The sequence below is a fragment of the Patescibacteria group bacterium genome (assembly GCA_018817715.1).
Lineage (GTDB): Bacteria > Patescibacteriota > Patescibacteriia > Veblenbacterales > UBA10138 > JAHITT01.
Genome location: JAHITT010000001.1, coordinates 58,222 through 72,390 on the forward strand (window position 1 = coordinate 58,222; position 14,169 = coordinate 72,390).

Genomic DNA, 14,169 nt, shown 5'->3' on the forward strand with positions numbered 1-14,169 from the left:
CAACCTTCTAGTTTTATTTTATGAATTTATTTTGGCGCCGCTTTATTTATTTAGGATTTTTTCTTATTTTTTTTCTAGCGGCTTTTGGTCTACTATTTTATCTGCAAGGCTACCGCTACGATTTCACCAATAACCGTTTGGAAAGGATTGGCGCTTTAATGGCCGACTCTCTACCTCTGAAAGCTGACCTGTTTATAAATGACCAAATAACTCCCCACCAAACACCAGTTACTGTCCAATCGCTACATCCCCAGGATTATCTAGTTAAACTAACTCGAGACGGTTTTCAATCTTGGCAAAAAAAACTAAAAGTCCAACCAGCTTTAGTAACTTTTACCGGCCAAGTTAGATTGTGGCCCAACCAAACCGACAGCCAGCCAATTACCAGCGGGCAAATTAATAACGCCTTACTATCACCCAATAAAGAAAATCTACTGTACCAAATTCCCAAAGGCTTAAATAGTGGCTTATGGCTGTTAAATTTAGCCAGCGGGCAAACTGCTTTGTTAAAGCGTCAAGCTGGTTTATCTTTTAAAAATTTAGAATGGTCGCCCTCTAGCCGACATTTTTTGACCCAACAATCCAACAACGGCCAATTAAGCTGGCAAATTTATTCTTTAAGCGACAGTGCCTGGCGCAGCCTTAATTTGCCAGTCGATTTAAATCCCAAACAATTACACTGGGGCGATGATGAAGACTTAGTTTTTATCTCAACCGACAACGAACTTTATTCTTTTAATTATAAAAACGGCAGTAAAAAACTTATCTGGCGTGAAGCTATAAGTGATTTTCGCGTGCATGACAATTTAATTTTTGCCCTCAGTTTAAGAAGTAATCAAAGCTTAGCCCTAAAAGCCCTTAACTTATCTAACTTACAAGTAGTTTTATTTGACGATCCCCCCACCTTGTCCAGCAATTTAAAATTCTTACCAGCTAATCAACCTAGTGGCTGGTTACCTTTATTTGATCTAGACCGCCACATCCTTTATTTACTACACTCGCCTTTAACCGAACTTATACCCATTAGACGACTACCCGAAGTTAATTCTTTAGATTGGTCCCCTGATGGCCAAAGTTTGCTTTTGACCAATAATTTCGAAATTTGGGACTATCAAATAACCGATAATAAATTAAACTTGCTCCTGCGTTTAGGTTCGGCCTTTTCTTTAGGACGCTACTTTAACCAAGAACCCTATTTAATTGTAGCCGCTGGCCAAGAAATCTGGGCTTTGGAAACAGATACTAGGGACACTCAACAACGTTGGTTATTAAGCGAACTTAAAAATGAAGTCCAGGATATTTATCTGGACCCCAAAAATAAAAATATAATTCTCTTAACAGAAGCTGGGCTAAACCAGCTAACCGTTGATCCTAGTTCGCTAAGCGATAACCGGCAGCTAATACGTTGGCCTTAAGCAAAGAATCAAAAGTACCGGCATCTATCCATTCACCAGTTACTGTATCAACTATTAATTCACCGCGCTGTAAATACCAATTGTGCAAATCAGTTATTTCCAACTCACCCCGCGCCGATGGTTTAAGATTTTTAGCTACTTCCACCACTCGATTATCATAGATATATAAACCAGTAATGGCATAGTTGGATAAAAATTCCTGGGGTTTTTCTTGTATAACCGTGGCTTTTTTTTGCTCGTCAAATTTTACCACACCAAACCGTTCCGGATCGGTTACTTCTTTGGCAAAAATATGCCCACCGCCAGTAAAAGATTTAATAGCCTGACTAAAATCATCCTGAAAAATATTATCCCCCAAAATCATAGTAACATTGTCCTGACCGATAAAATCAGCACCAATCACAAAAGCTTGGGATAAACCTTCAGGTCTGTCTTGTATTTCGTAAGTAAACTTAGCGCCAAATTGCCGACCCGAACCTAATAAATGCAAAAAATCTCCAGCGTGTTCTGGTGAAACAATAATCAAAATCTCCTTAATCCCCGCTTTCAACAAAGTTTCCAAGGGATACATAATCATCGGCTTGTTATAGATGGGTAATAATTGCTTACTGGTTACGGTTGTTAAAGGCTTTAATCTACTACCTTCACCGCCGGCTAAAATTATTCCTTTCATAAAGTTGTTTGTAAATATTCTTTAACCGCTTCTTGCCAAGGGCGCAAGTGCGGAAACTTAGTATTAAGTAAAATAGCTTTTTTGGGCCGAACCACTAGATCTGGATAATCAGCCGAGGCCACCGGTTGTAAAGAATTTTTTAAACCCCGTAACCGTCCAATTTCTCTAGCTAATTCATACCAACTAGTTGCTTGCTCATTTACCAAATGATAAATACCCGGCTCATAACCATTACTTAGTAACTTGCGCACAGCGTTAGCCAAATCCACTGTGTAGGTTGGTTTACCAAATTGATCATTAACCACCTGAAGATTTTTTTGTTGTTGAGCTTTTTGTAAAATAGTGGCTATAAAATTCAAACCTCTAGGCTTGCCCCGTTGAGGCGTCCGCCCATACAACCAAGAAGTTCTAATCAAAAAACCATTTTGATAATTTAAAATATGCTTTTCACCAGCCATTTTACTTTGGCCATAATAATTTAAAGGTTTAGGTCTGGCTGACTCATCATAACCAGCCGCCTCGGTTAAACCATCAAACACGTATTCTGTGGAAAAATGCACTAACCAAGCATCTAATAATTTAGCGCTGTCGGCCAAATAACCAACGGCTCGGTCATTTAAACTATCAGCTGCTGTATGATTGTCTTCGGCACCTAAAACATCGGTATAACCAGTGGCGTTAATAATAATCTTTGGTTTAAGCTCTTTAATTTTTAATAAAACTTCAGCCTGATTAGTAACATCAATCTGTTCCTTATCCCACAAAACTAAACCAGGTAAATCAGCCAAAACTAAGGCCAAATCACTGCCCAACATACCTAAAACACCCAGTAATAAAACTTTATCGTTTGGCTTGTTTAACAAATTCTGCATAATCGTTTATATAATCCTGGCGCGCTGAATCATAATTAGTGGATGATAAAGCCATTAGCACGCAATCTTGAGAAAAATCTTTAAAATGATGCCAAACATAGTTACCTACGTAAATAGCTTCCCCGGTTTTTAAAATTACTTCTTGGCAACCCAAACCGTTACTATCAATAACAGCTGTTACCTGACCAACTAAACAAATAAAACACTCTTTCTCCACTTTGTGACAATGAGAACCGGTCGGCTGACTAGCCTTAAGTAAGGCGTAAACCCGCTCTACTGTAAAATCCAAGCGCTCTTTAACCTCCAGTGGTATTAAACTGAATCGTTCATTTTTGTGGATAGGTAAAATTATTTTTTTAAACAAGCCCATAAAACTCCTATTATTTTAAATGCTCATTAAAAGCCGACTGCCTGGCCAATAAATTTTTAACCCACTCTTGATTATTTAAATACCAATCAACTGTTTCTTTAATGGCCTTGGTAAAATCATAAGCCGGCCGCCAATCAAGCTCTTGAGCAATTTTGGAAGCATCAATAGCATAACGTCGATCGTGACCCGGTCGATCTTTCACAAAAGTTATTAAATCTTCCGATTTATTAAGTTGCTTTAAAATTATTTTAGCTATGTCTAAATTAGACATTTCATTATGTCCGCCAATATTATAAACTTGGCCGGGCACACCCTTATGCAACATGGCGTCAATAGCTGTACAGTGATCCCTAACATACAACCAATCACGTACGTTAAGCCCGTCGCCGTACAAAGGCAAGGGTAAATTCTGGCTAGCCCGAGTAATAAAAAACGGAATTAATTTTTCCGGAAATTGATAAGGCCCATAATTATTAGAACAATGGCTTACCACCACCGGCAAGGCAAAAGTTTTCCAAGCCGCTCGGCATAGCAAATCACCAGCCGCTTTAGCGGCCGCGTAAGGCACATTAGGCTGAAAAGCGGTGTCTTCGGTAAAATATTGTCCGTCGTTCAACTCCAAAGAACCATACACTTCATCCGTGGAAATTTGAACTATTTTTTTTATTTTAAACTGACGCGTAGCATCCAATAAAGTCTGCACACCCAACGCATTAGTCAAAACAAAGTCTCGGGCGCCCAAATGAATACTACGATCCACGTGAGTTTCGGCGGCAAAATTAATTATCGCTTCTACGCCCTGACCTAATACTTCAACCACTTTAATTGGGTCGGCAATATCACCCTGAACAAAACTATAACGCGGATTATTAGCCACCTTGAGTAAATTGTCTAAATTGCCAGCATACGTTAATTTATCCAAATTAATCACTGTATAATTCGGATACTTGTCCAAAATATAATTTATAAAATTTGAACCAATAAACCCAGCGCCGCCGGTTACTAATATTTTCATAATGTTATAATTCTTTAAAATAAGCTGCTATCTTGACTGATAAATCTTCCGCCTGGTTAATCTGATAATCCTTATGCGGCCAAGCTGGCAACTGGTCATGAGCTAACCGAGGAATAATATGAAAGTGACAATGGTTTATAACTTGTCCGGCCGTAACGCCATTATTCAAAGTTAAATTAAAACCCGAACTAGCTGTACCTTTAACCACTGCTTTAGCCACAATTTTAGCAAACTTTATTAAACCAACCGCTGATTCCTCGGGCAAACTTAATAAATCCTCATAATGTTTTTTGGGTATTACCAAGGTGTGGCCCGGTTGAACTGGTTTAATATCTAAAAAAGCCAAATAATCTTCAGTTTCCGCCACTAGCCAAGCTGGCAATTCTTTATTTACTATTTTACAAAAAATACAATCCATAATAAATTCATTAAATCCGAAATCCTAAATAATTTAAATATTGGTTTGTTGTTTGATATTTGAAATTAAACATTTTTAATGTTTAGAATTTTATCTAATACAACATCAGCTCCTGTCTTAAACCGGCTAAATATTTTTGGGCAGCTACAGTGTCCTGTTCTTCTGGCGACCAAGGCGCCATAATTTTATGAGTAGCTGGTTGCCAAGGTCCTTCAGTAACTATATAAACGGCTGTATCAGCCTCTAAAGCAATTGACATATGCCAAGTATTCGACTCTATTTCCAAAACATAGGGACTAACCTTGGCTGTTAAAATAATCTGGCTAGCTGGCCGACCGTCTTCGGCAAACTCCACCATAGCTAATTTACCCTGTAAAACAACCATCACTTCCACCTTGTCCGGCGATTGATGTTTGTGCGGACGGACGTAAGAATCTGGTTGAATTACATTAAGTAAACGATGAATCTTATCATCATTATCTTGATGAAAAGTGTATAAACTGCGCCGCCTGGCTGAATTCTGAGCTGCCGCCGCTATTTCGTTTATTAAATTGTCGTCTAGCAGTTTAAAAGACATAAGACTTACTTAATTAGCCTAACTATTAAAACACTTATTATTATAACAGATAGAATTAATTGGCTGTAATAAGCTAATTTATTCCCCTGTTTTACCGGCTGACCAATTAGCCAAGCTATTAGAGCTAACACTAAAATCAAATTAAGGTCAAGGTACAAACTTACCCCGCCCGGCCTAACTAATTCTAAAAGCCACATTAACCACCAAGCACCTAATAATCCCAAAGATAATTCGCCTAACCACCGACGGATTAATTTACTAACTCGATAATCTAATATTGATAAATTAATCATAACCAAAAAAATAATCTGCTTTTAAGCCAACCCTTGGAAAAATTATTTCTTACTATTTCCACTTGGACTTTTTTTATTATTAAATCTTCGGCCGGCATATCTTTAATCGACAAAATAAAACGCCAACTATAATCCGGTGCTAGTTGTCCAATCGGTTCGGCTACTATCAAATAAATGACTTCGTCCCCTTGTTCTATTTTAGTCTGTGGCCACCATTGCCAAGACCACTCGCCAACCTGACGCGAACCAATAGTTACCTCAGCCTGACCCTTTACCAACAGTTTTAACTTAACCGCCTGAGCTCGGGGTGGTATTTTTATATCCAAATACAAGGGCTCTTGTTTAACTTTTAATCCCTCCTCCACTCTGGTTACTCGGCCGGCCGGTAATAAAATACCTACTGCTGGCTGACGATTTAATAACCAGCTGTCAAAAGATAAACTGGCCTGGCTAAACAAATTTTGTCCAGCCAAATAAAGCAAAAATACTAGTGGCACCAGCCATCTTAAATAAGTCGGCGTCCTCATAAGCCAAGTGAACTAAATTGATATAAACTAAAACCAGACCAACCGTCTTTCACTAAAGTTATGGTTAAATTGTATTTTTTTAACTTGTCGGTATTTAAATAAAACAAAGTGTCCTGAGGCCAAGAGGGATGAAACTGATAAACCGGCCAACCAGCCACCAAAAGATTCTTAATGGCTTGATAATCACTATCACTAACTAAATCCACAATAACTTCCCGCTCTGGCCAAAAAAATTTATCAGTTCGACCGCTAACAATAACACTATTAACTGGTGTTAATTCTTGAACCGCCTGACTAACTTTAGCAAAATCCTTAATATTTGACCTAATTCTCAGCAAACCTTCCGGTTCAGACCAAACAACTAAATAAGCTGACCAAACTACATAAAAGACCAACCCTAACCAAACTGCGTATTTTGGCCCTTGACCCTTTTTTAACCAATTAGCCAAAGCTAAACTGGCTGGTATTAAGGCTAAGGCGTAACCGGGCAACCAATAACGAACATAAGACGTACCAATAGTTACCGCTTGCGGATCAGGATTATCATTAAACAACCAACTACCATACAAAATTATCAGCCAAACAAACACCAAACCAGTCATAATAAAAACATTTTTTTGCTGACGGCTAAACATTTTTAAATTTCTGATTAACCACAACCAACCCACTACAGCTAAACTAAACCACCACCATTGCAACCCAATCAAATAATTACCAACTGTGCTTAAAATAACTTTAGGGTGCCAACCAAAAGGCAATAGTAACTGCCCTAATAAAGAAACTGTTTGTTGTAAACCAACTGCCTTAACTACACTGGCTGTTGGATAAGCTATGGCCAAAGGCTGTCCGTAAATTATTAAGTTAGCCACCACCACCGGACTAAAACCAACCAAACCACCAATTAAAAAAGCTGTTATAAAACGCCAATCCCATTGCTGACGATAACTATAAAACCACAAACCGCCGACTACCAACAACCAAAATACTTCTGAACTGCGAAAAGTTATAGCCAAACCAGCCAATAAACCACTTAAACCAGCTCTTACCCAAGACTTTTTTTCTAAGGCCCCAAGACTTAACCACCAAGCCAAAATAAGCAAACTAAAAAAGGGTCCATTATGAAAAAATGATCGCGACTGATAATACCAACCGGCTGGTAAAAAAGCTAATAAAATCCAACCTACCAAAGCAGTCTGCTGGTTAAACAAACGACGTAAGATTAAATACCAAGCCGCTAAACTTACAGCCGCCAATAAAGGCGTTAACCAAGGCAAAATCGCCGGACCAAAAACTTTAGCCAAACCGCCGGCCATTAGAGGTAAACCCAAAAAACTAACTGGCTGCAATTGCCCGTTAATTACTTTGGTGCTCCGAGGATGAACTATCGGACTTTGAGCAATTTTATTTAAAGGGCTGTCTATTTTTAAACTTTGTCCCACAGCCAAACGCTTAGCCCAAAAAGCATTAGCGGCCTCGTCTGGTGAATTAAAACGTCCTGGCAAGCCCCAACTAAAACTTGAATACAGTAAAAAAATAAGACTACTGGAAATTATTAAGCCAATAATTTCTTTAGTTGATAATTTTTCCTTCAACAAACCAGTCTGAAAAGGCATAAAATTATTATAACAAGACTCTAGCAAACTAGCACGGTTTAACAAAACCACTACCCTAAGCCCCTTAAAACCAAAAACCGGCTTACTTAACTGTTAAACCGTGATTGTTTTAACCCTAAATGCTACAATAAAACTATGTTAATAAAAAGTTTAGTCAGCCTTTTAGGATTAGGCTTGGCCTTAATCGCTTATTATTTAAACTGGCCGCTAATAAACTTATTAGGCGGTTTAATTTATTTGGTGGTTAACGCCTGGTTATGGGGCAATCGTTTAAAAAATGGCACAAATTTAGAACGTCTAATTATGGGCGGTTTGGCTATTTTAGCTTTTATTAGTTTAAGCGGTGCTCTGGTTTTTTATATTAATTTGTTTAAACCACTATTCGCTTTGGTCTTATTTACTTTACTACCTTGGCTGGGCCAAAACCAACCCCTTAATTTTCAAAATTTAAAAATAAGCTGGTCTAATACTAAAAATAATTGGCTGGTTATTTTTTATATTATCGCCTTAATAATCGCCGCCGGATTGCTTTGGCAATTCAGAACTGATGAAGCTTGGCGGTCACCTTGGCAAACTATACCAAATTGGTTTTTTTTAGTTTATTTTTTTCTAGCCGGACTAACTATTTTGATTAACCGGCGCTGTAATGTTTTTTGGCTTATACCCTTTTATTGGCTGAGCCTGTCTTTACTGCCGATAATTTTTCCCTTGGGTTATGCTTTTGATCCGATCATCCACCAGGCCACAGCCCAACTGTTACAACTTAATCATACTATTTCGCCCAAACCTTTTTATTATCTAGGACAATATGGGTTGGAAGTTCTATTGGCTGATTTTTTAAAAATCCACCTTAACCAACTAGATCTTTGGTTAATACCTTTATTAGCCGGCTTAACCTGGCCGGCCTTGCTTAATGGTTTTAAAAATCAAATTAAGCTCTCAACTAATTATATTTATTTAGTACCCCTACTTTTAACCTTACCTCTTTTTACTATAACTACTCCCCTGGCTCTTAGTTATTTATGGGCTTTATTGGTCATTTTTTTAATATTTCCCAACCAACCAACCACAACTAGCCTATGGCTGGCTAGTTTGTTCGCCTTAAGCGCTCTGGTAACCCATCCCATAATCGGCTTACCTTTGCTCGGTTTGGTACTTTGGAAAATTTTTAATAATCGTGGCCCAATAATTAAGTGGCTAGCGATGGCTTGGTTAAGTTTAGCCGTACCGCTATCTTTTATTTTTTTAAATTTTATTAAACCAAATTTATTAAATTTAACTTTAAGTAATCCCTTAAAAAACTTGAATGAACTTTACGTTACTCTACAACAAAACTTACCCCAAATACCTTATGCTCTTAATATATTGGATACAGTCTACCTATGGGGATTGCCTTTAAGTTTAACTATGGTGGGCTTGGCACTCCTGGGTTATGGTTTAAATCGTCTAAATAAAACTGACCAACAAGTTTTTATTTGGCCAGTTTTATCTTTAACTTTAAGTTATTTAATACTTAAATTATTTTTCCACTTTAACAGCCTGCCAGATAATGAACAAAATTTTTATAACCTCCGCTTGTGGCACTTAGCTTTATTAACTTTATGGCCACTGGTTTTATTAGGTGCTAATTGGCTACTAAATTTCCTAGTACAAAAAACCTTTAGAACCCTGCCTATGGTTTTAGGTTTAGCTTTATTATTAACAGCTAGTTGGTATTTAAATTATCCCCGATTTGATCTTTATCAAAAAGACACTGCTTACCCCACTACCCCTAGAGATGTTAAAGCTGTTAAGTTGATAAACGACTTAGAAAAAAATAATGACTATGTAGTCTTAAGTAACCAGGCAGTAGCCGCCGCCGCTGTCCAAACCTTTGGTTTTAGCCGTTATTATAATGAACACTATTTTTATCCACTACCCACCGGTACCAACCCTTTATATCAAACCTATCTTCAAGCCAGCCAATACAGTCAGCCCGACAGATTAACTATTAAATCAGCAGCCGACTTAACCAATCTTAATAAAGTTTATTTAATACTTAATCGCTACTGGGCCAACTTTGACCAATTAAACGAAGTGGCCGCCAAAGAGGCTAACGAAACCTGGCTTATTAACAACGGTACGATTGCTATATATTATTACCAGTTTTAAGTTAAAATAATTCATCATTCCAAATTAACTTCTTTGCGGGGAAAAATGTCCACCTGGACACTTTTCCCCGCAGGATGACAAACTGACTAAAAAAACAAAGGATGGATATTATTAAAATCCATCCGAATATTAATTAATTTATTACTATAGTTTGGCCATCCATCTGACCAATTATATAAATTTGTTTTGACTCCTCGTCATAATTAACTTTCATTTCCACTGGCTTAACTTTGCAATTACTAATAACTATTTTATAAACACCTCCCTTTTTGATTACAGAAATGGTGCAATCATTTAAGCCATTAACATTCAGTCCTTCAATTTTTAGTTCATTACTTTTTGGCCAATTTACTTTTGACATAAAACCTCCCAAAGTTTTATTTTATTTTTTTAAATAACTATTTTTACCCAAATTGACCTTAAAATAACACAAATTAACCCAAGGTACAAATCCTTAAGTCTAAAGGGTCTAATTTAAGCTAATTTTAAGCCAAATTTCGACTATTTAACAACTGTAGTAAACGCCGAGCATAGTCTTCTAAGCTTAAAACTTCAGGATTTTGTTTAGCTTTTAAACCAGCTTGATTAACCAAATTTTCCGTTAACAATAGTTTTTCTAAAATAGCCAAAAAACCAAACTCATCACCAGGATTAAATAACCAGCCATTAAAATTATGGCGAAGAATTTCCGGCACCCCACCAGTAGCTGTAGCCAAAACCGGCCGGCCCAAAGCCAAAGATTTAACAATAACTGTTGGATAATTCTCGCAACATAAAGAAGGCATAATGGTTAAATAAGCTTGGGCCATATAATCATCCACCGTCTGCTGGTTTAAGCCAACATTAACCACAAACCTACTATCTTGCCCTATTAACTGGTCTATTTTTTGCCGACTTTTTTTATCAGTCCATAGTATTAAACGCAACCGCCAATCTTTTAAATTAGAATTTTTTAAAGTATTAATCAGCCAAAAAACTCCCTTATATTCGGCAGCCTGCCCAACATACAACAATTCTTTACCTGTTTGTTGGCCAGCTAGTTGGTTAACAGCTAAGTTGGGTACTGGGTTGGGCACTACTAATCTAACTGATCTATTAAAAAATCCCCTAGTTTCGTGTTCCCTTAATAACCAAACAGATGGTGACACTACAGCCCCAACCGACTTAAAAATCCTCTTGGTAAATCTTTGATAAATTTTTTCCAAAAAATTATCCTGCTTCTTATTCCAAAAAAATAAACCAGAAGGCTGCAATAACTGAACATCATGCAAAATATGCACATGCCCAAGACCAGCTTGTCGAATAGCCTTAACCGCCCCAAAACCTAAACCCATTAAATTAGAGCTAATAACCAAATCCGGTTTATAGGACCTAAAATAATTAAGCAAAATAGTTTTAACGCGTGGCGACCATAAATTAACTATTTGCCAAGCTAAACGTAACAACCAAGGTTTAGATTGACCATTCAAATAATAATAAAAATTAAAAGGGGTAAATCGATTCACTTTTATACCAGCCTCCTCGTTGGTTTCAAATTTATTCCAACCGCGAGCCTTGCCAGGCGCTGTGGTAACTACACTCACCTGATGCCCTAATTTTACCAACTGCCCAGCCAATTGATGAGTTAAATATTCAGCCCCACCTCGAGTAAACGGCGGATACAAATTGGTTAAAATACTTATTTTCATAACAGACTTTGATACAATTCATTTAACTTAAGGCTAATTTGACTAGCACTATAATTTTTTTCTACTAATTTTAAACCATTTAAACCATACTCCTTAGCTAACTTAGGCGCGGCTAATAAACTGTCTAAAGCAAAGGCTAAACTATTGGGTTGCTTAGCTGGCACTAACAAACCATTAACTCCAGTTTGCACTAAAGACTGTACCCCTGGCAATTTGGAAGCCACCACTGGCTTAGCGCAAGCTAGGGCCTGCAAAGCCACCAAACCAAAGGATTCTGATTGATTAAGTGAAGGGAAAACTACTATCTCAGCTAAATTATAATAATCAGGCAACTGTTTATCTGATACAAAACCAGTAAAAATTACCCTATCTTCTAAACTAAGCTCCTTAACCATTTTTTTAAAAAAATCCTGCCGACCACCACCAACAATCAAAATTTTAAAGGCTCTGTTTAATTGCTGGGCAGCCTTAAGCAAAATTGGTAACCCCTTAAAATAATGAGCCTTATCCAAAGTGCCCACGAATAAAATTACAGCTTCTGCTTGGTGTATACCCAAACTGTTTCTTAAATTTATATTAGGTTCTTTAGGCTTAAACTGTTCAGCTGGGGCAAAAGGTAAAATATGCCACTTGGCGGTGGTGACTGAAGGTGGGTTAACAACCTCGGTTAAATAATCTTTAGTGGAACAAATTAAGGCATCGGCTCTGGTTAATAATTTTTTTTCCCATAATCTGCTATCCTGCTTAAACAACCAACCCTTAAAACCTGAAGCTGTGGGCTTCATATGGTAACTGATAACTAACTTGCTGGTTTTAGGTAACCACGGCAAAATTTCCTGCAAACCAAACCAAGGATAATGCAAATGAACAATCTCAAAGTTTTTTAACCAATTAAACCAGGTAGGCATAATGGCCGCCTTCCCTACACTTAAAAGTGGTGGCGGGGCTTTAATAGTTACCGCGGGTAAATTTACAAAAGTTTGATTTTTTTTATAACGCGGGGTAAAAACAGTAACTTGGTAATTAGTCCTTAGCCAAGCAGCATAATCATAAGCTACTCGACCAATACCTCCACCATAAGGTGGATACACGCAAGTCAATTGAACTACTGTCGGTTTCATAAGTCTATTATTTACCATCTTATTAAAAAATATACCACTCGCCACACAGCCGCACTAACTGGATTAAAAATATAAGCTGTTAAAAAATCATTGCCCCCCTGAAAAGCAATCTGACTGGTGGCCTGGGATAAAATTTGCCGATCGCTTATTATTTTTAATTTTTTAAGCCGGCGCCGACGATTAATTATACCCTCTTGAGCTGGTCGGTTTAAGCAATACCAATAAGCTTTTAATTTTTGTCGCCACCAACCTTGCCAAAAAGACATAGCCAACAACAAAACTTCACTAAAAAACCAAGGTACAGCCAAAATCATTAAAGTCGGTACCTTAAAATAACTAAACCAAACCAACCAGCGATTACGCTCCATATAATAAAACTGCTTTAAGGAGCGATTGGCTTGGTAATGATGAATTATCCGAGCGGTCGGTTCTACTTTTATCTTCCAACCACTTACTAAAAAGCGTAAAGATAATTCCAAATCTTCGTGGTACATAAATAATTCCTCATCCAACAAACCAACCTGGCACAAAGTAGCCGTCCGCAACATAACACCGGCCCCGGAAAAATAAGGTATATTTAAATCTTTTTTTAACCAAGGTAATTGCTCATCCGCTTCAATCTTATTTAAACCATTGCCACCAGCATAAGCCAAACCTAAATAATGGAAACAATTACCCAAAGAATTAACTAAACCGTTAGGCAAATATAAACCAGCCTGAACCGCTCCGATTGAAATATCCGCCTGCAAAACCTCAACTAACTTAGCTATGGCCCCAGCCGTTAGAGCAGCATCCTGATTAAGCAATAAAACAGCTTCCCTGCCGTCTTGCAAAGCTTGTTCAAGACCTAAATTATTGCCAGCGGCAAAACCTAAATTCACGGGCGATTGAATTAGCTTAACTAAAGGGTAAGATTGCTTAATACTATCAACCGTACCGTCTGTGGAAGCATTATCCACTACATAAACGGGCACCCCGGGCGCGTAACTAAAACAAGAAGCCAAACTAATGTCCAGCCACTTTTTTGCCTGATAAGTAACTATTACAATACCAACCTTCATAAAAATTATCTAAACTTAATTAACCATCAACCTCTTCTGTTTCCTTGGCTGAAGTTTTGGGTTTAGCTAAAGAACGGACAATTATTGTTAACTGCTGTTCAATTTTTTCTAAGCGCACCACCATTTTAAACACCAAATAAAATAAAATCAGCACAGCCAAATAAACCACCAAATCGCTACCCCGACCAACACCCACCCACAAAGCCAAATAAGAAGCGGTTTGCGGTAAAGCTATCACCAACAAAGCGGCCAGCCACAGCAACAGCCAAGCACTAAACTCCCCTTTGCCAATATCACGATTGCTAAACCTTATGTACAAACGGCGAATAGCCAACAACACCAACAATAATAATATAATTTGTATTAAAGTCATAA

General features: G+C 37.6%; 16 protein-coding genes. 2 read left to right on the plus strand and 14 right to left on the minus strand.

What is annotated here, in order from left to right; genetic code table 11:
• The first annotated feature begins 20 nt into the window (after positions 1 to 20).
• Positions 21 to 1,415 (plus strand): WD40 repeat domain-containing protein, encoded by a 1,395-nt coding sequence (locus KKC17_00330; GenBank protein ID MBU1038675.1) that lies wholly within the window; start codon positions 21 to 23, stop codon positions 1,413 to 1,415.
• On the opposite strand, the gene KKC17_00335 is transcribed toward KKC17_00330, so the two are convergent.
• The 9 genes from KKC17_00335 to KKC17_00375 form a co-directional block, all read right to left on the minus strand.
• Positions 1,372 to 2,088 carry an NTP transferase domain-containing protein gene (locus KKC17_00335; GenBank protein ID MBU1038676.1) on the minus strand — a complete coding sequence of 239 codons (717 nt, stop codon included), beginning with the start codon at positions 2,086 to 2,088 and terminating at the stop codon, positions 1,372 to 1,374. The genes KKC17_00330 and KKC17_00335 overlap by 44 nt on opposite strands.
• Positions 2,085 to 2,960, minus strand: coding sequence for a dTDP-4-dehydrorhamnose reductase (gene rfbD / locus KKC17_00340; GenBank protein MBU1038677.1), 876 nt, complete (start codon positions 2,958 to 2,960; stop codon positions 2,085 to 2,087). The genes KKC17_00335 and rfbD overlap by 4 nt, the downstream gene beginning before the upstream one ends.
• Positions 2,929 to 3,330: an FdtA/QdtA family cupin domain-containing protein gene (locus KKC17_00345; GenBank protein ID MBU1038678.1), complete on the minus strand. Its 402-nt coding sequence runs from the start codon at positions 3,328 to 3,330 to the stop codon at positions 2,929 to 2,931. The genes rfbD and KKC17_00345 overlap by 32 nt, the downstream gene beginning before the upstream one ends.
• A 10-nt stretch (positions 3,331 to 3,340) precedes the next feature.
• Positions 3,341 to 4,345 carry a dTDP-glucose 4,6-dehydratase gene (gene rfbB, locus KKC17_00350; GenBank protein ID MBU1038679.1) on the minus strand — a complete coding sequence of 335 codons (1,005 nt, stop codon included), beginning with the start codon at positions 4,343 to 4,345 and terminating at the stop codon, positions 3,341 to 3,343.
• 4 nt (positions 4,346 to 4,349) lie between these two features.
• Positions 4,350 to 4,763, minus strand: coding sequence for an HIT family protein (locus KKC17_00355; protein MBU1038680.1), 414 nt, complete (start codon positions 4,761 to 4,763; stop codon positions 4,350 to 4,352).
• Between the two features lie 94 nt (positions 4,764 to 4,857).
• On the minus strand, positions 4,858 to 5,340 hold the full coding sequence (locus KKC17_00360) for a WbuC family cupin fold metalloprotein (protein ID MBU1038681.1): 483 nt from the start codon (positions 5,338 to 5,340) through the stop codon (positions 4,858 to 4,860).
• Positions 5,341 to 5,345: 5 nt separating this feature from the next.
• On the minus strand, positions 5,346 to 5,633 hold the full coding sequence (locus tag KKC17_00365; protein MBU1038682.1) for a hypothetical protein: 288 nt from the start codon (positions 5,631 to 5,633) through the stop codon (positions 5,346 to 5,348).
• Positions 5,630 to 6,160: a hypothetical protein gene (locus tag KKC17_00370; GenBank protein MBU1038683.1), complete on the minus strand. Its 531-nt coding sequence runs from the start codon at positions 6,158 to 6,160 to the stop codon at positions 5,630 to 5,632. Before KKC17_00370 ends, KKC17_00365 begins: the two co-directional genes overlap by 4 nt.
• Entirely contained in the window at positions 6,157 to 7,773 is a 1,617-nt protein-coding gene (locus KKC17_00375) for a glycosyltransferase family 39 protein (GenBank protein ID MBU1038684.1), read from the minus strand. Before KKC17_00375 ends, KKC17_00370 begins: the two co-directional genes overlap by 4 nt.
• A 135-nt stretch (positions 7,774 to 7,908) precedes the next feature.
• Here KKC17_00375 and KKC17_00380 point away from each other — a divergent pair, with 135 nt between their 5' ends.
• A complete protein-coding gene (locus KKC17_00380; protein MBU1038685.1) occupies positions 7,909 to 9,924 on the plus strand; it encodes a hypothetical protein in 2,016 nt (671 codons plus the stop codon).
• A 133-nt stretch (positions 9,925 to 10,057) separates the two neighbouring features.
• Here the strand turns inward: KKC17_00380 and KKC17_00385 are convergent, their stop codons facing one another.
• The 5 genes from KKC17_00385 to KKC17_00405 all read right to left on the minus strand — a co-directional run bounded on the left by KKC17_00385 (position 10,058) and on the right by KKC17_00405 (position 14,167).
• Positions 10,058 to 10,285: a hypothetical protein gene (locus KKC17_00385; protein MBU1038686.1), complete on the minus strand. Its 228-nt coding sequence runs from the start codon at positions 10,283 to 10,285 to the stop codon at positions 10,058 to 10,060.
• Between the two features lie 124 nt (positions 10,286 to 10,409).
• Positions 10,410 to 11,612 (minus strand): glycosyltransferase, encoded by a 1,203-nt coding sequence (locus tag KKC17_00390; GenBank protein ID MBU1038687.1) that lies wholly within the window; start codon positions 11,610 to 11,612, stop codon positions 10,410 to 10,412.
• Positions 11,609 to 12,733: a glycosyltransferase family 4 protein gene (locus KKC17_00395; GenBank protein MBU1038688.1), complete on the minus strand. Its 1,125-nt coding sequence runs from the start codon at positions 12,731 to 12,733 to the stop codon at positions 11,609 to 11,611. The genes KKC17_00390 and KKC17_00395 overlap by 4 nt, the downstream gene beginning before the upstream one ends.
• A gap of 11 nt (positions 12,734 to 12,744) precedes the next feature.
• Positions 12,745 to 13,794: a glycosyltransferase family 2 protein gene (locus KKC17_00400; GenBank protein MBU1038689.1), complete on the minus strand. Its 1,050-nt coding sequence runs from the start codon at positions 13,792 to 13,794 to the stop codon at positions 12,745 to 12,747.
• Between the two features lie 19 nt (positions 13,795 to 13,813).
• The gene (locus tag KKC17_00405; GenBank protein MBU1038690.1) at positions 13,814 to 14,167 is read right to left on the minus strand and encodes a DUF2304 domain-containing protein; all 354 of its coding nucleotides are present in this window, start codon (positions 14,165 to 14,167) and stop codon (positions 13,814 to 13,816) included.
• Positions 14,168 to 14,169 lie beyond the last annotated feature (2 nt).